We start from the raw sequence: 21,589 nt of genomic DNA on the forward strand, positions 1-21,589 counted from the left end.
TTATACTCAGCTGAACATACCTGCTTTCCACAAGCTTTGCTCAGCAACCTTCATTAGAACTTAGCTTTTTCCAATGAACTGCATAAAATTCAGCTAAAGCGGTAACAACTATATCTATCCTTACACTTTCTGCAGAAGTGAAGGTTGAGATAAGGGGCTTTTTCCACCGTTTTCCACATGGAAAACGGGCGTGAAAAGGCCCTTTTGTCTGCTTGCGATAAAGTCCCCCATCATTATACATTTTTCGAGTGAAAAAAGAAAACTCCGCGAAAGCACCATTTTCTCTACTTCCTATGACTAAAGCTATTTAGACAAGACAAGAAAAAACCGCCTTCAAGAAGCAAGGCGGCTCTTTGTTACGTCTATTACCTTTCTCCTATTCTGTCCAGCACGCGCTTAATCATGACCACTGCCTGCGCACGTGTCGCATTGCCTTTAGGCTGAAAAGTATTGACATTAATCCCTTGAATTACTCCACTTTGGACAGTCTGAGCTACAGCTTCCTTATAACGGATTTTCGATGCATCACGAAATTTCGTTAGTGCCTGCTCTGGTGTGCCAGTTAAGGAAGTATTAACCTCACCATATTTAAGGGCACGTACCATCATTAATGCCATTTCCTCACGCGTGATGAATTGATCCGGTCTAAAAAATCCGTCGGGATACCCAGTAATAATTCCCGCTTCATTGGCTGCTCCAATATACCCGCCACGGTCATCCTGCTTCACGTCAGGATAAATCTTAGCTTCCTCCAAGTTAGGTGTCAGGTTCAATGCCTTGGAAATATATTCTGCAAATTCAGCCCGTGTAATATTGCGGTCAGGCTCAAATGCATTCGTGTTGCTGCTTCTTGCGCCAATAATACCTTTAGAGGTTAGAGCATCGATCTCTGCCTTGGCCCAGTGCTTGCTGGTGTCTGTATAGTCAGTAGAACTAGCGTCTCCACCCGAGGCACTACTCACACCTCCACTTGCTCCGTTACTAGATCCGGAATCAGTGGAGGCATTGTTCCCTGACATTAGGCTCACCCCACCAATTATCAACCCTTGCCCTCCTGCTGCTGCTCCTGTGGTTCCCCCGGCATTTGCACTGCCACGAGAGCCCTCCGATTTATTCGGGTCTGCATACCCGATTAGAATAAGCTGTCCATTAGCCTTTGCAGTCCCGGAGGATAAGAGAATCAGCCTTTTATTGACCGTGTCATATCGAACCAGTGCTGTCTGATCCGCACTTCCCAAATTGATGATGATACGTAAATAAATTTTTCCAATGTGCGACAAATTGATGATCGAATTGGAACGATTGACATCCACTCCGTCCAATTTACCATACTCATCTGTCTCGCCAGAGTTTGCCGTCCCCGATATGACAATGACTCTGATCTGTACAGCCTCCTGCATAAGCTTAGCTTGACTGCCGTTGATTACAGGTGACACGGACGATGGATCAGGAGATACAAATTCCATTTGAATAATAAGATAAAGTGTATCTAAGGTGTCCACACTTAATGTACCGTTCCCAAGTGATCTGGCAATCTCTGCAAAAGGTAGCTCGTTCAAAGGAATCTCATACATCGCTCCCTTGTACTGCACCGCGAACACAGAACGCTTGCCACCATCACCTGCTTCCTGCCATGCCCTGTACACTGCACTTACTGGCACAACCAACTCGGCTGATCCTTCCGCGTCAGGCACGGTAAAGATCAATGGCTTGACCGACTGGTTTGCTCCCTGGTTCTCATGAATTTGGATCACGAAGCGCAGCGCTTCCTCAAGCTGTCCTCTATGAATCATATATCTTGTAATCGTGTTACCGCTGCTAGAGTTGACTTTAACCGCTTTGGCAGTATTTATGTTCAATACATAGCCACCGTTTCCGGACAATGCACCGGAGTTCGCTGTAACAAATGATGGCTGTTTCGGACTACTTGAGGCAACAACTGCGCTTTCCGCAGTCACCTCATATTCCACGAAAATCGTAATCTCTTTACCGTTCACATCGATAATCGGATCTGCACCCTTGTTGAAGGACACCTTCAGGTTGGTGCTTGCCGCTACAGGAACCGACAAGGTCAGGATGATTTGATTCCCTGAAATTTTGGCTTCCGTAACCGTACGCTTGATGCCTTTTGCATAAATGGTGAATTGCTCTGGCTTTAACACGGCCGCTCTCAATCTGTTGGGATAAGTAATGATAACCTCGCTACCAGCAGCTGAAATAGATTGTGGCCTTAACGTTGGCGAATTACTGGCTTCACTTACAACCACTACTTTATAGTTGTCGAACCCGACAAGCGAGTACCCCGTACCCGCAATGGCGCCACTGCCCTTGGGGTTATAAGATATCGACAATTCATCGTCAGGTGAAGGCTTGACTGGCAGCACTATATAAAGATCATTCCCGCTAGTATATACTCTGGATACCTGTAGCCGGCTCTTCTTCAGCAGTACCTCAAATCCTGATGCAGCAAGATTGTCACGCTCTCCAAGAAGCACATTATAGTGTAGTCGAATGACGTTATTCTGAACATCAACAGACTGAAGCTCGGGCTGCTTGAGCGTTTGTTCGCTCTCTGGAGTACTGTTTCCTCTGGTCTCAAAGACGGTTTCAATTGTTTCCATGTATTTAGCGCCTGTCAGGGAATCAATTACAGCCCCTGATTGGATCGTTATCAGATATGTACTTCCTGGTTTAAGCGGTTGTACGGGTGTAATCCTCAGGGATTGACCCACCGTCTCAATTACACTCTCTACCTCTGCAGAGCTGCCTTTTAACCTCAAACGAATACCCTGCTCATCGCCGATATTGATCTTCCGATTAAAGTAAAAGGCAATTTGATAATCAACTGGGATGTTCCAGGCTTTGTTAGGAGGTGAAGCCCCCAACAATTGCAATGATGTTCCTTCTTCTCCTGAAGGATTGCTAATCGTTTGCGAGGAATCGCCTTCTACAGTAAATGTCCAGGCCTCCTGATCAAGAATCCCCTCAAAATAATGTCCTTTACTGTTCTTAAAGGCATTATCAGTGATTAGCACATAATATTTCTGACCATATTCCAGTCCTTCTACGCCCCATATCACTCGTTTCTTATCAGACGAAAGATTAAGCTTGGAGCTATTAACACGTTCATCAAATACCACGAAATCATCTGAAGCCCTCTTTACATACACCCTTCCTGTTGATTGCTTCATAATAGGTTGATCGAAGGTCATTGTGAAATCTATGACTGTACCAGTTATACTGTTGCTAACTGGTGTCTGTTCAACCACGGTCGGTGCCTCCCCAGCCGCCAGCGCTCGGCCTGAAATCCCCAGATTCAGCACAAGGTGAAGTAGAAGCAGCATCGCCATCACTAAAGGTATTTTTCGCTTCATGTAGTGCTATCCCCTTTCATTCTTCAAAACAAAACATCCTCATTATAACACCGAATCCAGAATATAGGATGCATATATTCAAAGAAAGACTCCCTTCTGTTGATCGAATATGCAAAACTAATCGATCCTATCAAAGGAAGTCCTCATTTGAGAATAAGTATATTAAATTAGAGCATTACAGCGTGCTACATCTAAGGCGCAAATACCAAATCAAATACATGCTTCCAGGTGTTCAGATCGAGCACCTCTGCCAGCTCCTGCTTGCCTAAGACCACATATCCTGTAACCATACCTCCAGCTAAAGCGATCACTAGGAGCAGTGGTATAATCAGTAACCGCAGGAATCTCCAGCCCGAAGCCTTTACCGGTGCAGGTTGCTTAACCTCTTCTGTCATCATACCAGCCTAAGCCCGTAGGCTGTTCGCCAAGCCCATCATAGTGTCACTGGAGGTAAGAGCTCGTGAAGCCATCTGATACATGCGCTGCGTCTGCAGCATTGTTGTCATTTCCTCCGTCAGATTGACGTTGGATTGCTCCAGCACGCCTTGACGGATTTTTGCATTATCAGGAATGGTAGCAGCTGCTCCCGCTCCAAATACGTCATCTTCCGTTACACCTGTACCCAGGACAAACATATTGCCGTCTCGCAGCTCAAGCCCCTGATAACGCTGAACATTCACGAACTGGATTTCCTGAAGAGAATAATCTTCCTCGCCCTCAATCCGAATAATCACTCGTCCTTGTTCATCAATAGCCACCTTGGAGCCAACCGGAGCAGTGATCTCATTACCGGTACGGTCTAGTACACGATGCCCATCTGCGGTTACGAGCAGCACTTCGTTGCCTTGCGGATTCGCTGGATCAGGTACAAAGCTGAAGCCGCCGTTACGTGTCCATGCCTTCTCACCATTGGCATCAATGGCAAATAATGCATTTCCCACAATCGCCAGATCCGTTGGATTGCCTGTCTCCAGCATGCTGCCTTGCTCCAAGTCCTTGGTCATGGATGCCATCTTCACGCCAAAGCCGAGGTTGTAGCCAAGCGGCATCGCGCGCCCCGTCTGACGATATGTCTCGGGCTGCTGCTGAACACGGGACAACACGTCTTGAAAGCTACCCTCGTCCTTCTTGAAGCCTACTGTATTCACATTTGCTACGTTGTTCGCAATCATATCGAGTCTTTGCTGTGCGCTGGACATCGTTACCATTGCGCCAATCATGGAGTTATTCATCATCTACCTCCCGTTATACACGACCTACTTCATTGACGGCCTTCTCAAGACTCTTATCAAAAAATTGAATGACACGCTGATTCGCCTCATAAGCTCTTGCCGCAGCCATCATATCAATCATCGACTGGGTGGAATCCACATTGGAGCTCTCAACAAAGCCTTGCTTAAGCTGGACGTTATCTTCTGCTCCTAAATAGCGTGCCACAGCTCCGTCTCGATCATCCAGCCTGAAATTACCGTTGCCTTCTCTCATAAGCTGGTATGGTCTGTCGATAACACTGATGCCAAGAGTTACATCTGTCGGCTGACCATCCGCATCCAGCACTTCGCCGCGGGAATTCACCTTAAAATCCGAAGTAGGGCCCGTCACCATAATGGCCTCTCCATTCGTATCGGCCACTCGAAAGCCCGTTGACGTTACCAGTTGTCCATCTGGAGTCACATTGAATTGCCCTCCTCGGGTATACCGCAATTCGTTGTTGGCGTCAAGGACGGTAAAAAATGCCTGCGGCTTGTACGATACTTCTCCGTCTGCATTCACATACTTGCCAGTCGAGTCAAAAGGGATTGGCTCATTGGTCGTCGGGTCCAGCACTTCAAGGTCGGCTTCCAATGCAAAATCCGTATTCTCTCCGCTAGCTGTAATAATCCCCGACACATACGGGGTAAGGCTCTCTTCCGCGAATACGCCAGTATTCAGCCTACCGATGGTACGATTCGGATTATCGGAATGACCACCCATCATGGAAATAAGTACCTCAGGGAAAGCCCTCTGCACACTGTATTCCTGTTTATATCCGGGAGTATTCATATTCGCAATATTCTGCGTAACGGTATCATGACGACGCTGCTGGGTCATCATCCCGGCAGTTGCGGTGTATAATCCTCTTAGCATTCTGGCGCACCTCGCATAATCTATAGTGGAAGCGTCTTGCAACGCTTGTAAAGATAAAAGTCACACATGTATCTACAATTGTTTATCGGCAGGTCAGAACTTTTTCTTAACCACTTGATCAAGATTATTCAGCATAATTCCAGTTCCCTTAACGACACAATGCATCGGGTCCTCTGCGACAAGTACGGGTACGCGCAGCTCTTGAGCCAATAGCTCGTCCAAGCCGTTAAGCAATGCTCCCCCACCTGTCAGAATTACGCCACGATCTATAATATCAGCAGACAGCTCAGGAGGTGTCCGCTCCAGTACCGATTTTGCTGCAGCTACAATAGCCGTCACGGGGTCTGTCAGAGCATCCTGTACTTCCTCCGCTGTGATGGTGATGGTCTTCGGAAGACCTGTCACCATGTCACGTCCACGAATATCCATCTCAGCTTGCTTACCTTGCGGGTGCACAGTCCCAATAGCGATCTTGATATCCTCCGAGGTGCGCTCCCCAATCAGGAGCTTGTACTTCGTTTTGATGGACTTCATAATGGCTTCATCGAACTTGTCCCCTGCCATCTTGATCGATGAGGCTGTCACGATGTCACCCATAGATAATACTGCTACATCTGTTGTTCCGCCACCGATGTCCACCACCATGTTGCCGCTAGGCTCAAAAATGTCCATACCTGCGCCAATCGCAGCTGCCTTCGGCTCCTCCTCGAGAAATACCTCTCTGGCTCCGCTCCGCTCAGCTGCTTGACGAATCGCCTTCTGCTCAACAGAAGTAATATTCGTCGGCGCACAGATCAGAATTCGCGGATGACTATACCAGCTCTTGCCGCCTACGCGGCTGATAAAGTACTTGAGCATGGCCTCCGTAATCTCAAAATCAGCGATAACACCATCACGCAGCGGTCGAATCGCCACGATATTACCAGGTGTCCGTCCTACCATCCGCCGGGCTTCTTCACCGACAGCAAGGACCCTCTTGGTATCACTTTCAATCGTCACGACAGAGGGTTCGTCAAGTACGACCCCCTTTCCTTTCACGTGTATTAGCACGTTGGCCGTGCCGAGATCGATTCCGATGTCCTTGCTAATCATATAAAGAGCCCCCAAAGTAATATTTTAAAAAATGTCGACAAGAAACGGCAATTGTATGTATTAAACGAGTATTACATGTCATAATTCGATCTTGTACCATCTTTTAACATATCATACTTCAGGGGAAGTATTCAATGGATTTGTCAGCTATACTTTATCAATTTACTCAATTATTTCAGGATTTGGCTGATACCAATACGTCTCTTTTTTTACTGCTCGTTTTTTTGTATTTAATCTTGGTCGCCTCTCCTCCCCGCAGATGGCGGATCGATTTATGATATTCGAGAATATGCTTCACCTGATCCGCTAGGTCCGGATTAATTTCAGGTAGCCGCTCCGTCAGGTCCTTATGCACTGTGCTCTTTGAGACACCGAATTCCTTGGCGATGGTTCGGACCGTATGCCTTGTTTCCACGATACAGCGACCGATCTTGATGGTCCGTTCCTTGATGTAATCGTGCACGCTCCCGCCTCCCTACTGTGGATAGTTTGGTACATTATATGAGTGGCGTGCCTAGATATTCTTGCTTTGGCGGTGTGACAAGCTTCGGGAGGCCCTTTTATTTTGCGGATGGCATCAAGGAACACAGTGATGAATACTTATACATTTCCAAAAAAAAGCCCCTCACCATCATGTGTGTATGGTGAAGGGACTTTCCTGCATGAACGTAGATATGGTAATGCATGACGCTTCATACAGCCTTGCGATTGATTTATATCACTTTGTTGATGAACAAGCTTAGAAAGCTTATTGCTTCGGCAGAACTGTCACTGGATTTACTGGCTGACCATCCTGGATAACCTCGAAATGAAGGTGATTCTTAAGATCCTTCTCCATCTCGCTACGTCCAGCTACCGCAATTACATCCTGTTGCTTGACGGCATCGCCCTCCTTGACCTTCACATGATCAAGGCTTTGGTAGACCGTCTTGAGATTGTTGTCATGCGTAATCTCCACAATACTGCCCATAAGTGGATGCTGCTCTACCCGAGTTACTTTTCCGCTCATAGCTGCCTGGATATCAAATACCTGATCATCTGCACGAGCCAGATCAATTCCTGTGTTAGCGGTGAAGGTCTGGTCATACTCTACCATCGCAGAGGCTTGCTCTTCTTCACTGGCATTGGTGTCAAAAAACGGCTTCACGACTTGTACCTCTGTAGCATTCGCTACAGGCCATACCATATTCTCTGACTGAGCGACGACTTCCATGCTATCCTGCTCTCCTGTCATACCAACGTCTTCGCCAACTGAGACTTGCTGTGCTTCGGTCGGGTCTTGCTGAAGAGGTGTCTTGCTGCCATCCTGATAGACCCACACGAGAGTTAATATAATGGCTGCTGCGGCAATGTAGGCTGCAGGATATACCCACCTTTTAGACAACAGCTTCCTCCATGAAGACGACTGTGCGCCTTGTTCTCCCATTTTTGTTTTGGAAGAGTCTTCATGATTCTGGTTTTTGTTTTCTTCATTCATGATTATCACCTCAGTAACAAGTGTTACCGGGTGCAACTCTTTTATACTCGTAAACTCAGAAAATTTGAAAATTTATCCTTCCAGCCTGGTTGTTAACAGTTTTGAAGCCTTAGCGAAGGAGATTCCCGTGTAGTAGTGTTGAAGAATCTTCGTCGTCGTATAGCCCTCTTTGGCCATGCCATTCGCTCCCCATTGACTCATCCCCACTCCATGCCCATTTCCAAAGGTAGTGATGGTAACGCCCTGCGAGTCTTCCTGCCAGGTAAATTCGCTGGATCGGAGTCCCAGTCTACTACGGACCTCCACACCGGAATATACCTCGTCTCCTATACGAATCTTCTCAATGCGATGCCCGGCTGTCTTCGATAATGTGCGCATCTCCGGGAGACTCTTGTTCGACGAAAGCGTGGCGATGGCCTTTCGCGGGAGATTCAGCTTCTGAATCAGCTCGTCCCTTGTGAACCTGACCGTCTTCCGATAACCAGGTGCAATCTTCTGATCCCATGGGCTCGGGACACTGCGCAGATAGGGTACTCTGGCTTGCCACACATCCTCAGAGTTCTCTGTGTATCCGTTGCTTGTCGAAAAAAACGAAGCCGTAATCGGTCGTCCACCGTATACCATAATAATATCTCTAGTGTCTTGTACCGCTTTTCGAATTTTTGCGAGAGCTTCCGCTTTGCCAGCATTCTCCCAGTCCTTCTTCAGGATTTCATCTGAAAGATAGACCTGATGCTGAATGGTATCTGTCACATCTGCACCAGGTGAACCGCTACGGTCTTGCACAGACAGTCGTCTTACGATAAAGGTTCGTGCAGCAATGGCTTGGGCCTTAAGTGCCTCTGTTTCAAACGAAGCTGGCATCTCGGCAGCTACCACCCCAGCCACATAGTTTTCTAATGGGACGGTTTCAGTAGTGCCTGACGCGCTAAGTAGCACCGTCACTTGAATATCCTGAGATGCTGTACTCTGCGTTCCTACTGGATGTCTACCAGCTTCAGAGGAAGCCGACGACTGATCCGTAGCTGGTGGATTTGGCCATTCATGCTCAGGGCCAACTAACACCGTCGGAATCACCAGAACCAAAGCAAAGAAGACAGCTGCGCCGGTTAATGGGAGCCATGGGCGAACAGCCTGTCCAGGGGGCTTCGACGGAGTCCAGCGAGTGTTGCGTCGATTTTCTTTCATATATTGTGCAGCCTCCATACCATGATTAAGCTCCAGCTATCTTACATTGCCGGATACTGAATCTTATGAGGACCATCTAGCAAATAGAACTCTTAAATAGAGCCTGCTTGAGAGAATCGAAGGAAGTATCGGGGCTAGCGATGTTGACGTACAAACAAAAAAAATCGCCCACCGCAAATGCGATGGACGACCGTAGCCAGTGGTAAGCACCATGGCTATATATGCAACCTTGTGAAAACAGGTTACTGTGGATTAAGCTAATGTAGGTTGTACTTTGAAAATAGGAGAGGTTTCTTCCTTCAGCAGGCTCTCAGCAGCAGGCTCGTTCTTGGTCTCTTCAACCACGACACGATAGATATCTGCTCCGAGCTTGGAGAGCTTCTCGGCCAAATGGACATATCCACGATCGATATGATGCACACCGGACACCTCAGTTGTTCCTTCTGCAACCAGACCAGCTAGAATTAAAGCTGCTCCTGCCCGCAGGTCCGTCGCACATACCTTGGCGCCTGTCAGCTGAGCCTCACCCGTAATAATGGATGTTCTGCCCTCAACCTTAATCTCTGCATTCATAAGATGGAATTCATCCACATGCATGAAACGGTTCTCAAAGACCGTCTCCGTGATGACACTTGTGCCCTTGGCCACCAACTGCAACGCCATCATCTGGGACTGCATGTCGGTTGGAAACCCAGGGTATGGAAGAGTCTTGATATCCACGGCCTTTAGCGGCTTGTCGCTAATGACGCGAATGCCATTCTCATCCGGTTGGATCGTGACACCCATCTCCTCAAGCTTGGCAATGACTGGACCCAGGTGGTCGGAGATTGCGCCTTCTACATAGACATCTCCACCTGTGATGGCTGCCGCTGCCATGTAGGTTCCCGCTTCAATACGGTCCGGAATGACAACATGCCGAGTGCCATGCATTTTCTCCACACCTTCAATGCGGATCATGCCGGTACCCGCCCCACGAACCTTGGCGCCCATGCCGTTCAGATAGTTAGCCAGATCCACAATTTCCGGTTCCTTGGCAGCATTCTCAATGATCGTAGTACCTTCGGCAAGCACCGCTGCCATCATGATATTCTCGGTTGCTCCTACGCTAGCCACATCCAGATAGATTTTGGCTCCACGCAGACGTCCTGCACTGCGAGCCTCTACATAGCCCTGGCCCATGCTGATCTCGGCGCCAAGCGCTTCAAATCCCTTCAGATGCTGATCAATCGGACGAGTACCGATGGCGCAGCCGCCTGGTAATGAGATACGTGTATGTCCCATACGCGCAAGCAAAGGCCCCATAACCAAAAACGATGCCCGCATTTTACGGACCCATTCATAAGGGGCTTCACAAGAGGTAATGGACTTTGCATCTACACGAATGGTCTCATTCTGGTATGTAACGCTCGCACCCAGAGATTCCAGTACTTTATTAATCGTCATCACATCATCTAGAGGAGGCGCATCGATAATGACACTCTCTCCTTCTTCTCCCAGCAGAGAAGCTGCGATAATCGGAAGAACGGAATTTTTAGCCCCGCTTACCTTCACTGTTCCGACCAATCGGTTGCCACCGCGGACGATAAATTTGCTCATTATGATTTCCCTCCGCGCGTTCGTGTTCCTTTTCGGTCCGAAAAAGAACGTAATCCGCTATTTTCGTGCCCATCACGGGCGTTTCATTGTGAACTCACTAACTTGCATCATATCATCGTTTAAAACTTGGATTCAAGCGTTTTTTGATGGCTTACCCTTCAGAACCAGTCAGCGTTCGACAATCCCTGTCTTCCAGCCTACAAGTGATTAACCAATGGGTATACCCTTAAAACAAATGACGCAGCATCTGGCTCCAGGACATGTAATCCAAAATGAAACCAGCCACGAAGCGTCCGAGCACGATCGCAAACAATAGATGCAGCAATCTGCCCTGCGGTCCCTTAGGGTGCCTGATCAGTAGATCCAGCTTGAAGTTCTGGAGCGCCCACCATGACAGACCGATACATAAAAGAGAGATCAGCATGGATATTAAGCCATTGGCGCTTGCAGCCTGACTCAGCTGCCGGGTCAACTCATCACTCATAGTTCAACCCCCGTAACGCAGACTCTTCTGTAATGAACAGGAGTGCTCTGCATGAATACTGTATTTTTTTAATTCTTGTTATATATAGCGGGCAGCAAAATGAGATTAAACATTGCTTGCCTGCTTAATTGACTACTCTATAATACTTGGCAAACGCATAACAATCTAGTCCTAATTCATAAAGAACTGCTTTTTTTCGACAAATTCTGTTTGTACCTGGTAGTATTCACCAAAACGGGACAATATGATTCCTATAATCGCCTTACTTCCACATCCGAGTGGGTATGCACTATCCTATGCATCAAAAAGCCCGACAGTCACATCTGCCGGGCTTTTTTTGAGAACTGATTCAAAATACCTATTTCTTGGCGCCTCCTGAGACGTTCAGACGGTTCAAAGCCTTTTGCAGTGCAATCTCTGCACGCAGATGATCGATGTCAGTGCGGTTGCTTTGGACACGTAGCTCTGCACGCTCTCTTGCGGCACGAGCACGCTCCACATCAATATCTTCAGCTCGCTCTGCACTTTCAGCCAGAACGATGACCTTCTCCTTACGTACCTCAACAAATCCGCCGTTCACAGCAATAACCTCTGTATTGCCTCCGGTCTTAATGCGCATAGGGGCGATCTGCAGTGGAGTAACCATTGGAATGTGTCCTGGCAATATTCCCAGATCACCTTCTACGCCTCTTACACTCAAGCCATTCACTTGCTCGGAATAGACTTGCCGGTCCGGAGTTACAATCTCCAACAAAAAGGTGCTCACTTCCATCCCTCCTGAACAGCTGTCCGCAAGACAGCCCACCTAAAGGCTATGTGCGGTTAAGCACCATTACAGATGCTTGGCCTTCTCGACTGCTTCTTCAATAGTTCCGACAAACAGGAATGCCGCCTCCGGCAGATTGTCATGCTTGCCCTCAAGGATTTCCTTGAAGCTGCGCACCGTTTCCTTAACCGGAACATATTTACCCGGAATGCCGTTGAATGCTTCTGCAACGTGGAATGGCTGGGACAGGAAACGCTGAATTTTACGTGCACGTGCTACCAGCATTTTATCCTCTTCACTCAGCTCATCCATACCAAGGATTGCGATAATATCTTGAAGCTCGTTATAACGGGCCAGAATCTGCTTGACGCCTTGAGCTACATTGTAATGCTCTTCACCAACAACCTCTGGTGCCAGAATCCGGGAGCTGGATGCGAGTGGATCTACCGCAGGGTAGATACCCATCTCGGAGATTTTACGCTCCAAGTTGGTCGTTGCATCCAAGTGAGCAAATGTCGTAGCCGGAGCCGGGTCAGTATAGTCATCCGCAGGCACGTAAATCGCCTGAATGGAAGTAACGGAACCTTTTTTCGTGGAAGTGATCCGCTCTTGCAATTGACCCATCTCTGTTGCCAGAGTTGGCTGGTAACCTACCGCCGATGGCATACGTCCCAGAAGGGCAGATACCTCGGAGCCCGCTTGGGTGAAACGGAAGATGTTATCAATAAACAGCAATACGTCACGGCCTTCTTGATCACGGAAGTACTCCGCCATCGTCAGACCAGTCAACGCTACGCGGAGACGAGCGCCTGGAGGCTCGTTCATTTGTCCGAATACCATCGCTGTCTTGTTAATTACACCGGAATCCTTCATTTCATGATACAGGTCATTACCTTCACGAGTCCGCTCGCCCACACCTGCAAATACAGAAATACCACCGTGCTCCTGTGCGATGTTGTTGATAAGCTCCTGAATGGTAACCGTCTTACCTACACCCGCACCACCGAAGAGACCAACTTTACCCCCCTTTGCGTAAGGAGCCAGCAGGTCAATAACCTTGATACCTGTCTCCAGCATTTCTGCCTGGGTAGTCAGTTCATCAAATGAAGGTGCTTTGCGGTGGATCGGATTACGGGTCGCATCGGACAGATCTCCCGCTTCATCAATTGGTGCACCCAGTACGTTAAATACACGTCCAAGAGTTACTTCACCAACAGGCACCGCAATTGGCGCCCCCGTATCGACTGCATCTAATCCGCGCACGAGACCATCCGTAGATGACATCGCGATACAACGTACGCGATTATCACCCAAATGCTTGGAAGCTTCCAGGGTCAGATCAACCTTGCGACCGCCCTCTATCTCTGCTTGGATCGTGATTGCATTAAGAATTTCTGGAAGGTGACCACGTTCGAATTCAACGTCGACTACCGGACCCATGATGCTCACAACACGTCCTTTGTTCATCTTCCTGTTTCCCTCCTACATGCTTGCACAGCTGCAAATCCCGCTACTGTTACCTTTGTTTTTTGCGCCGTTAAGCCGTCATTTTATATACCTTAGCGCGTAGCATTCAGGATTATCCGCAATCATCATTACGGCTAGACCAGACGCTCATTCGCATGAATGTTATACCTGTGCGTTAGCCCCAGCCACGATCTCCGTAATTTCTTGCGTAATCGCCGCCTGACGGGCACGGTTATAGGTAAGTGACAATTCATTAATCATTTTGGTTGCATTCTTCGTTGCGGAGCCCATTGCAGTCATCTTCGCACCTAATTCACTAGCTTTACCTTCCAGCAAAGCACCATAAATCAGCGTCTCTGCATAACGAGGCAACAGTACCTCAAGCACACCAGCAGCAGAAGGCTCATACTCATAATCTATTCGCTCAGCTGACTGGGTAGCTTCTGGAGTTGCCATTGGCAGAAGACGTTCTACAGTAGGAATTTGGGTCAATGCATTAACAAAACGGTTATAGCATACATACAGCTCATCATATTGACTCAGTTCGAAGCCATGAACCGCTTTGTGGGCAATCGCCTTAATATCTGCGAACACTGGAGAGTCAGACAGGTCTGTAACGACATCCTGCAGCACTTGACCACGTCTGGTAAAAAAGTCTCTTCCTTTACGTCCGATCACGAACAACTCGTATTCGTCCTTGGACTGATGACGTTCAGCCAGCGTAGTTGTGACTTGGCGCAGGATATTGGCGTTATAGCCACCTGTGAGGCCAGCATCCGAAGTAATCACCAGATAAGCTGATTTCTTGACAGGTCTGCTCTGCAGCATCGGATGCTGCACATCATTCTGTCCAGTCGCGATACTCTCAACTACTTCCCTTAGCTTCTCAGCATAAGGACGTGCCGCATCTGCCTTCTCTTGCGCTCTTCTGAGCTTGGCAGCTGCTACCATCTCCATTGCCTTGGTGATCTGCTTCGTATTCTGAACACTCTTGATCTGGCGTTTAATCTCGCGCATACCTTTTGCCATGATTTCACCACCTTCAAGCTTTGACGAAGTCAAAGCTACTTCGTAAGCATCTACTAAACTTTGACGGAGTCAAAGTTACTTCGTAAAGACTCGCTATGCTTTGACGAAGTCATGCACTCTCTCGGATTCATATATCCAGGTGATGATTCCGTCAAAGCAGTATTGTACGCTGTCGATTCGCACTCCAGTCGAATCGGAGCTTACTCAAGCTATTTACAGCTCCAGAGTAGACCCAGAGCGTATTCATTAGAGCAATGATCTAACGTAGCCATGGTTCAATGATAATGATTAGACCGAAGTGGCAAACGATTTTTTGAACTGCTCAATAGCAGCCTTCAATGCAGCTTCGTTATCTGCAACAAGATCCTTCGTATCACGAATGGATTGAAGAATTGCATCATGAGAGGATTGCATGAACAACAGGAATTCTTTCTCGAATCTTCTAACATCCGCTACAGGGATGTCATCGAGATATCCTTTTACTGCTGTATAGAGACTGACAACCTGAAGCTCAACCGCCAGTGGCTGGTTAACACCTTGCTTCAGAATTTCCATCATGCGTGCACCACGGTCCAGACGGGCCTTAGTGGACTTATCCAGATCGGAGCCGAACTGGGAGAACGCTTGAAGCTCACGATATTGAGCCAGATCCAGACGCAGGGAGCCTGCTACCTTCTTCATGGCTTTGATCTGAGCAGAGCCTCCGACACGGGATACGGAAATACCCACGTTGATCGCCGGACGCTGACCGGAGTAGAACAACTCAGACTCCAGGAATATTTGACCATCCGTGATGGAGATTACGTTCGTAGGAATGTAAGCTGACACGTCAGAAGCTTGTGTCTCGATGAACGGCAACGCCGTCATGGAGCCACCGCCAAGCTCATCGTTCAACTTCGCTGCACGCTCTAGCAAACGAGAGTGAAGGTAGAATACATCCCCCGGATAAGCTTCCCGACCTGGAGGACGACGAAGCAACAGGGACAACTCACGATATGCAGAAGCCTGCTTGGTCAAGTCATCATATACGATCAGGACGTGCTCGCCCTTGTACATGAAGTACTCACCCATAGCCGCGCCAGCATATGGCGCAATGTAGAGCAATGGAGACGGCTCAGAAGCTGATGCCGTTACAACGATTGTGTATTCCAGTGCACCGTTGCGACGCAGTGTCTCCACTACTTGTGCAACTGTGGATTGTTTTTGACCAATCGCTACATAGATACACTTCATGCCACTGCCTTTTTGGTTCAGGATTGCATCGATTGCAACAGATGTCTTACCAGTCTGACGGTCACCGATGATGAGCTCACGTTGACCACGACCGATTGGAACCATCGCGTCAATCGCTTTAATTCCTGTTTGCATCGGCTCATGTACGGATTTACGAGCCATAACGCCAGGAGCCTGGTTCTCAACTGGACGGAATTCCGTAGTTGCGATAGGTCCTTTGCCGTCTACTGGCTGACCCAGTGGATTCACGACGCGACCGATCAATGCTTCGCCTACTGGCACCTGCATGATCTGGCCTGTACGTTTTACTTGGCCGCCTTCACGAATATCAATGAATTCTCCGAGAATAACGACACCTACGTTGCTCTCTTCTACGTTAAGGGCCAGGCCCAGTACGCCGTTGTCGAACTCAACGAGCTCTCCGGACATAACATTTTCCAGTCCGTATACGCGGGCGATCCCGTCGCCGACCTCTACGACTGTACCGACCTCAACCACTTCAATATCCGTCTTATATTGTTCAATCTGACTCTTGATCAATGTACTGATCTCTTCAGGTCTGATACTCAACTAGGTTCACCCCTATCTTCTATACTCGTCTGTTAAAAGATTTCTCAAGACGCTCCAGCTTGCCTGCCAGACTGCCATCAAACAACGTATCCCCGATGACGACCTTCAGACCACCAAGCACCTCTGGATCGACTACATTTTCCACACGAATCTTCTTGTTCACACGGGCTCCGAACAGAGCGGATACTTCCGCCTTCTCCGCATCATTGAGTGCATATGCAGAATAGACCGTAGCGTCAGCTAGTCCAAGCTTCTCTCCCTCAGTCTCCAGATAGCCCTGCAGGAGTTCTTCGAACAGATTGGCTCTGCCCCGACCCACCAACAGCTTGATCGTATTGATCACAGGAGCCGACAACTTGTCCTGAAAGCTCTCAGCCAGCACTTGCAGCTTGACCGCTTCAGTAATGTTGGGAGAATTGATGAAGCTCAGTATTTGCTTGTCGCCCGAGACAGCTTTTACGAAAGCTCTAAGTTCGTCTTCCGTTTCGATGACCCGGCCTTGCTGCTCTGCTACTTCGTACAAGGCTTTAGCATACCGCTTAGCAACTACTGAGTCACGGTTCATGCTCTGCCTCCTACCTCTTTAAGGTATTTGTCCACAAGCTCTTCTTGAACTTGGCTCTCATTCACTTCTTTTTGAATCAGCTTGGAAGCAATCTGTACAGAGGCTCTGCCCACTTCATTACGCAGAGTGGCCACTGCTTTGTTACGCTCATTCTCGATATCGCGAACAGCTTCGTCCTTGAGACGAGTAGCTTCTTCACGAGCTTCGCCAATGATTTGCTCTGCCTGTCTCGTACCTGTCTGCTTGGATTGCTCCAAGATTTCATAAGCTTCCTGACGAGCCTGTTGCAGTGCTTGTTTTTGCTCCTCTACATAAGCCGTAGCTTGCTCACGTGTTTCTGCCGCTTCCTTCATTTGACGCTGAACCAGTTCACGCCGTTTCTCCATGATGGAGAACAGCGGTCCAAATGCATAACGGTCAAGCAACCAATATAAAATCCCGAAGGCAATCAGAGCAAGCACGAGGGATGTCCATTCAAAATGCAATTGAAGTCACTCCTTTCCGGTGAACGCCTATTCCATAATTCTCATTGATGATATCCAACAAAGAAGGCGCGGATGGCTGTGCCTTCCCCGCCAAACCTTATATATCATGAATTAAGCTGCTGCGTAGAAAATGAACGCGAGTACTACACCGATCAAAGGCAGTACCTCAACCAGACCAACGCCGATGAACATTACCGTTTGCAGGGAAGACTTAGCTTCCGGCTGACGAGCGATACCTTCAACTGTTTTACTGATGATCAGACCGTTACCGATGGATGCTCCAAGCGCACCCAGACCTACTACGATAGCTGCTGCCAATAATGCCCAAACTCCCATTGAAAAAATCCTCCCTCAAATACGTGTATTTTAAAATTAATTATATACAGTTAAGTGTGAAGCTAGCTTCAATACTTAACGTTGAAACCTAGTGCTCCTCATGCGTATCAATCGTTTGCGACAGATACACAAAGGTCAGAATTGTAAAGACAAACGCCTGAATCGAGCCAATGAAAATACTGAAGCCTTGCCATGCAATCAATCCGGCTACTGAAGCGATATATCCGCCGATACCCAGAGCCGACATTTGCAGGATAACAGAGATCAGTACCTCCCCTGCGAAAATATTCGCATAAAGACGAATACCATGTGTTAGTGGCTTGGAAATATTCTCAATCAGGTTAATCGGCAGGAACAGCGGAAACGGCTGCACATAGTGCTTAAAGTATGCCTTGGTATTGCGTGTCATCCCCATAAAGTGAACGATGGCAAAGACGATTAGAGCCAGTCCCAAGGTTACGCTCAAGTCAGCTGTTGGCGACTTCCACCATGCTACAGCTGCATGCGGGTGTGAACCTGGTGCCGCAGAGTGGAACACCTCCTGGACGCTCAGCAGTGGCTTACTGAAAATAGTAGCCGCTTCGGCCGAGTCATAAGAGGTAACGATCCCGAAGGGCAAGCCCAGCATATTCCCGACGAAGATGAACATAATGAGTGTCATCCCCAGAGACAGGAACGGTCTACCTTTCTTGAGATCCATTGTACTGGAAATCAGGCCTTGAACGAATTCTACGACCCATTCCATGAAATTTTGCAATTTCCCTGGATTCTCGACAGACAAATTGCGAGTTGCAAGGAGGGCAAGGACAAATACAATCGTACTGGTAACAATGAGCATCAATACAATCGACAAGTCGATATGTAATCCTCCAAGCTCAATGATCGGTGATTCGTGCATGTTTTTCTCCCTCCTTTCTCAGTGGTGCTTCTGGTCTTCTCTCAGAGAGAAGATGATGGCAATCACCAGCAATGCAAGATGCCCGGACACAAGGCTTGCCGCTACGGCAATTTCGTTAAAATACCACGGGAATTCCAATGCCAGCACCATGGCCAGTATGGAGGTTGCGGCTCGAAAAATAAACCCAGTCCCAAATACCTTCTTGCGTGATTCACCTGCTGCAGCATCCAGAACCTTTCGTGTCTTGAAAGACATATGAAATACATTTAGACAGCTTACAATAGTTCCTAAGACTAGTCCGTGACCAACGTCACGGTGGTGGGGCATTAGTGCTGATACAAGGAAACAAAGCGCAATAAAGAACAATGCGACCACCCAAAGCGCTCTTTGAAACCGATTTGTCTCACTCATTATTGTCCCTCAGTACCTTTCTTATGACAAGAGCGACATTTGAGATACCTGCAACCAAGCCTACGATAACGCTTACGGCAATCCAAATCCCAAGATGTCCGAAACGATTCCCGAGCCAGTTTCCGATGAGAAATCCGCCATACACACATACGACTAGATTCACGCCAAGAACACTGACCACGCTAGCGGCCTTCCAAACATTTCCCGAGTCCTTGGGCTTGGCTTGCTTGACCATTTTCGTGTCACCCCTGTAATTCCAGTCCATTTTACTTAAATATAAGACACTTTGTCAATTGAATGCTAATGGCTTTCCAGTGGGTAAAAAACGGGTGGGAACTCCCCCTAAAAAGGGCAAAATTCCTTACAAACCGTACAGTTAAACTGTATGCTAACTGTACGGCTTGTAAAATATCGAATACAACTACTTTGTGAACATTCTGTGAAACTCTTCTGGACGCTCCACTTTGACTCCGAAATGGTGAAGAATCGCATTGACAATTCTAACCGAAGCTTTTCCGTCTCCGTATGGATTTGCAGCCTTGCTCATCGTTTCATATAATCCTTTGTCCGTCAGGAGAGCACGTGCACGCGCATAGACTTTCTCTTCGTCGGTCCCAACAAGCTCAAGCGTACCGGCCTCAATCCCCTCTGGACGCTCAGTTGTATCTCGCAATACCAGTACAGGCACACCATAAGAAGGAGCTTCTTCCTGTAATCCGCCAGAGTCTGTCAGAATCAAATGAGTATGTGGATAGAAATTGTGCAGGTCCACTACATCCAATGGATCAATCAGGCGAATGCGTGGGTGGTTCCCAAGGATCTCGAATGCAGGCTCCTTCACAGCAGGGCTTGGATGAACCGGATAGACAATCGCTACATCCTCAAACTCATCAGCAATTCGCTTTACAGCCCGGAAAATGTTGCGGTGTGGCTCTCCCTGTGATTCACGACGATGCGCGGTCATGAGAATCAGACGCTTGCCTTGCGCCCATTCGAGCACCGGGTGCGTATAATCCTCACGAACCGTATACTGGAAAACATCTGTAACTGTATTTCCAGTTACGTAGATGTTTTCTTCCAGTTTATTCTCCTTCCGGAGATTCCCTGCGGACAGATCCGTAGGAGAAAAGTGTAAGTCTGATAACACACCCGTCAGCTGACGATTCATCTCCTCTGGGTATGGAGAGAGCTTATTCCAGGTCCGTAGCCCTGCTTCGACATGACCGACCTGAATCTGCTGCATGAAGGCCGCATAACTAGCTAAGAAGGTCGTAAGCGTATCTCCATGTACCAGTACGATATCCGGCTTGGCTTCCCGAAGCACAGGCTCCAGACCCTGCAGTACTCTAATGGAGATTTCATTCAAGGTCTGGCGGTCCTTCATAACATCCAAATCGTAATCCGGGTGGATGTTGAATACCTCCAGCACCTGATCCAGCATTTGACGATGCTGAGCAGTTACGCACACGATGGATTCAATATGCTCAGGATGGCGCTCCAGCTCCAGAATAAGCGGGGCCATCTTGATTGCTTCTGGCCGTACTCCAAAAATCGTCATTACTTTAATCTTGGACATGATCAAGCTCCTTTTTCACATTAAAGCATGGCCCCGGTAACAATGGTATGTTCATGTGTCCGGGGCCATATTATCTGCTTATAATAGATACTTCCATAAATTACATTATGAATACTTCCCAACCCAACTGCAAACTTCCTGCTTGCTAGCTTTACTTAGTGCCGTAGAGTCGGTCTCCGGCATCCCCCAGACCAGGAATAATGTACCCATGACTGTCCAGACGCTCGTCCAGTGCAGCTACATAGATGTCCACATCAGGGTGTGCATCCTGAACCGCTTTGACGCCTTCGGGAGCTGCAATCAGGTTCATCATTTTAATCTGCGTGCAGCCACGCTTCTTGAGCACATCAATCGCTGCAATTGCCGAACCTCCCGTAGCAAGCATCGGGTCGATGACAATCAGCTCACGCTCAGTAACATCGGTCGGCAGCTTCGTATAATATTCAACAGGCTGCAGTGTCTCCGGATCACGGAACAGCCCGACATGACCTACCTTGGCTGCAGGGAGCAGCTTCACTACGCCATCCAGCATCCCTAGTCCTGCTCGCAGGATCGGTATCAGACCGAGCATACGCCCGGAAATGACTTTGCCTTCCGTCTCTGCCACAGGAGTCTGTACCACAATGCTCTCCAGTGGAATGTCACGTGTAATCTCATAAGCCATCAGCGTCGCTACTTCATCGACCAATTCACGAAAGTCTTTCGTATTCGTGCGTACATCCCGAATGAAGGTCAGTTTGTGTTGAATTAATGGGTGATCGCATATCACCAGTTTACCCATATTAAGTCCCTCCGGTATCCTACTTCATTTCCTTAGCACACTGTAGTCTCGCGTATAGACCACAGGTGATTGCAGCTTGCTGTAATCGCATGTACTCCACTATACGTTCATTATTATTTCAAATACTAAGCAAT

The 21,589-nt window shown here is 48.1% G+C and carries 22 protein-coding genes; all 22 read right to left on the reverse strand.

Annotated features, from left to right (window positions below):
• Positions 1–365 precede the first annotated feature (365 nt).
• The 22 genes from K331_RS0107020 to upp all read right to left on the reverse strand — a co-directional run bounded on the left by K331_RS0107020 (position 366) and on the right by upp (position 21,455).
• Positions 366–3,374, reverse strand: a complete 3,009-nt coding sequence (locus tag K331_RS0107020; RefSeq protein ID WP_028589731.1) for an S-layer homology domain-containing protein — start codon at positions 3,372–3,374, stop codon at positions 366–368.
• 191 nt (positions 3,375–3,565) lie between these two features.
• Positions 3,566–3,772 (reverse strand): DNA-directed RNA polymerase subunit beta, encoded by a 207-nt coding sequence (locus K331_RS0107025; RefSeq protein WP_018884161.1) that lies wholly within the window; start codon positions 3,770–3,772, stop codon positions 3,566–3,568.
• 6 nt (positions 3,773–3,778) lie between these two features.
• Positions 3,779–4,606, reverse strand: a complete 828-nt coding sequence (locus K331_RS0107030) for a flagellar hook-basal body protein (RefSeq protein ID WP_028589732.1) — start codon at positions 4,604–4,606, stop codon at positions 3,779–3,781.
• Positions 4,607–4,619: 13 nt separating this feature from the next.
• Entirely contained in the window at positions 4,620–5,501 is an 882-nt protein-coding gene (locus K331_RS0107035; RefSeq protein WP_028589733.1) for a flagellar hook-basal body protein, read from the reverse strand.
• 93 nt (positions 5,502–5,594) lie between these two features.
• Positions 5,595–6,593 (reverse strand): rod shape-determining protein, encoded by a 999-nt coding sequence (gene mreB, locus K331_RS0107040; RefSeq protein WP_018884158.1) that lies wholly within the window; start codon positions 6,591–6,593, stop codon positions 5,595–5,597.
• A 175-nt stretch (positions 6,594–6,768) separates the two neighbouring features.
• Positions 6,769–7,056: a sporulation transcriptional regulator SpoIIID gene (gene spoIIID / locus K331_RS0107045; protein ID WP_018884157.1), complete on the reverse strand. Its 288-nt coding sequence runs from the start codon at positions 7,054–7,056 to the stop codon at positions 6,769–6,771.
• 285 nt (positions 7,057–7,341) lie between these two features.
• Positions 7,342–8,070 (reverse strand): M23 family metallopeptidase, encoded by a 729-nt coding sequence (locus K331_RS0107050; protein ID WP_025681505.1) that lies wholly within the window; start codon positions 8,068–8,070, stop codon positions 7,342–7,344.
• A 72-nt stretch (positions 8,071–8,142) separates the two neighbouring features.
• Positions 8,143–9,258: a stage II sporulation protein D gene (gene spoIID, locus K331_RS0107055; protein ID WP_226383544.1), complete on the reverse strand. Its 1,116-nt coding sequence runs from the start codon at positions 9,256–9,258 to the stop codon at positions 8,143–8,145.
• Positions 9,259–9,510: 252 nt separating this feature from the next.
• On the reverse strand, positions 9,511–10,854 hold the full coding sequence (gene murA / locus K331_RS0107060; protein ID WP_018884154.1) for a UDP-N-acetylglucosamine 1-carboxyvinyltransferase: 1,344 nt from the start codon (positions 10,852–10,854) through the stop codon (positions 9,511–9,513).
• Positions 10,855–11,080: 226 nt separating this feature from the next.
• On the reverse strand, positions 11,081–11,338 hold the full coding sequence (locus K331_RS0107065) for a DUF1146 family protein (RefSeq protein ID WP_018884153.1): 258 nt from the start codon (positions 11,336–11,338) through the stop codon (positions 11,081–11,083).
• Positions 11,339–11,696: 358 nt separating this feature from the next.
• Positions 11,697–12,104 carry a F0F1 ATP synthase subunit epsilon gene (locus K331_RS0107070; RefSeq protein WP_018884152.1) on the reverse strand — a complete coding sequence of 136 codons (408 nt, stop codon included), beginning with the start codon at positions 12,102–12,104 and terminating at the stop codon, positions 11,697–11,699.
• Between the two features lie 66 nt (positions 12,105–12,170).
• On the reverse strand, positions 12,171–13,571 hold the full coding sequence (atpD, locus tag K331_RS0107075; RefSeq protein ID WP_018884151.1) for a F0F1 ATP synthase subunit beta: 1,401 nt from the start codon (positions 13,569–13,571) through the stop codon (positions 12,171–12,173).
• Positions 13,572–13,733: 162 nt separating this feature from the next.
• Entirely contained in the window at positions 13,734–14,600 is an 867-nt protein-coding gene (atpG, locus tag K331_RS0107080; RefSeq protein WP_028589735.1) for an ATP synthase F1 subunit gamma, read from the reverse strand.
• A gap of 288 nt (positions 14,601–14,888) precedes the next feature.
• Positions 14,889–16,403 (reverse strand): F0F1 ATP synthase subunit alpha, encoded by a 1,515-nt coding sequence (atpA, locus tag K331_RS0107085; protein ID WP_018884149.1) that lies wholly within the window; start codon positions 16,401–16,403, stop codon positions 14,889–14,891.
• Between the two features lie 19 nt (positions 16,404–16,422).
• Entirely contained in the window at positions 16,423–16,968 is a 546-nt protein-coding gene (locus tag K331_RS0107090) for a F0F1 ATP synthase subunit delta (RefSeq protein ID WP_025681507.1), read from the reverse strand.
• Positions 16,965–17,453 (reverse strand): F0F1 ATP synthase subunit B, encoded by a 489-nt coding sequence (gene atpF, locus K331_RS0107095; RefSeq protein ID WP_018884147.1) that lies wholly within the window; start codon positions 17,451–17,453, stop codon positions 16,965–16,967. The genes K331_RS0107090 and atpF overlap by 4 nt, the downstream gene beginning before the upstream one ends.
• Positions 17,454–17,564: 111 nt before the next feature.
• Complete coding sequence (gene atpE / locus K331_RS0107100; RefSeq protein ID WP_018884146.1) at positions 17,565–17,789, reverse strand: F0F1 ATP synthase subunit C; 225 nt, start codon at positions 17,787–17,789, stop codon at positions 17,565–17,567.
• An 88-nt stretch (positions 17,790–17,877) separates the two neighbouring features.
• Complete coding sequence (atpB, locus tag K331_RS0107105; RefSeq protein WP_028589736.1) at positions 17,878–18,687, reverse strand: F0F1 ATP synthase subunit A; 810 nt, start codon at positions 18,685–18,687, stop codon at positions 17,878–17,880.
• Between the two features lie 18 nt (positions 18,688–18,705).
• On the reverse strand, positions 18,706–19,098 hold the full coding sequence (locus K331_RS0107110) for an ATP synthase subunit I (protein WP_026281033.1): 393 nt from the start codon (positions 19,096–19,098) through the stop codon (positions 18,706–18,708).
• The gene (locus K331_RS0107115) at positions 19,091–19,333 is read right to left on the reverse strand and encodes an AtpZ/AtpI family protein (protein ID WP_018884143.1); all 243 of its coding nucleotides are present in this window, start codon (positions 19,331–19,333) and stop codon (positions 19,091–19,093) included. Before K331_RS0107115 ends, K331_RS0107110 begins: the two co-directional genes overlap by 8 nt.
• 186 nt (positions 19,334–19,519) lie before the next feature.
• Positions 19,520–20,674, reverse strand: coding sequence for a non-hydrolyzing UDP-N-acetylglucosamine 2-epimerase (wecB, locus tag K331_RS0107120; protein ID WP_028589737.1), 1,155 nt, complete (start codon positions 20,672–20,674; stop codon positions 19,520–19,522).
• Between the two features lie 151 nt (positions 20,675–20,825).
• Complete coding sequence (gene upp, locus K331_RS0107125) at positions 20,826–21,455, reverse strand: uracil phosphoribosyltransferase (RefSeq protein WP_018884140.1); 630 nt, start codon at positions 21,453–21,455, stop codon at positions 20,826–20,828.
• Positions 21,456–21,589: the final 134 nt, after the last annotated feature.

Source organism: Paenibacillus massiliensis subsp. panacisoli DSM 21345 (genome assembly GCF_000426545.1).
Classification (GTDB): Bacteria; Bacillota; Bacilli; order Paenibacillales; family Paenibacillaceae; genus Paenibacillus; species Paenibacillus panacisoli.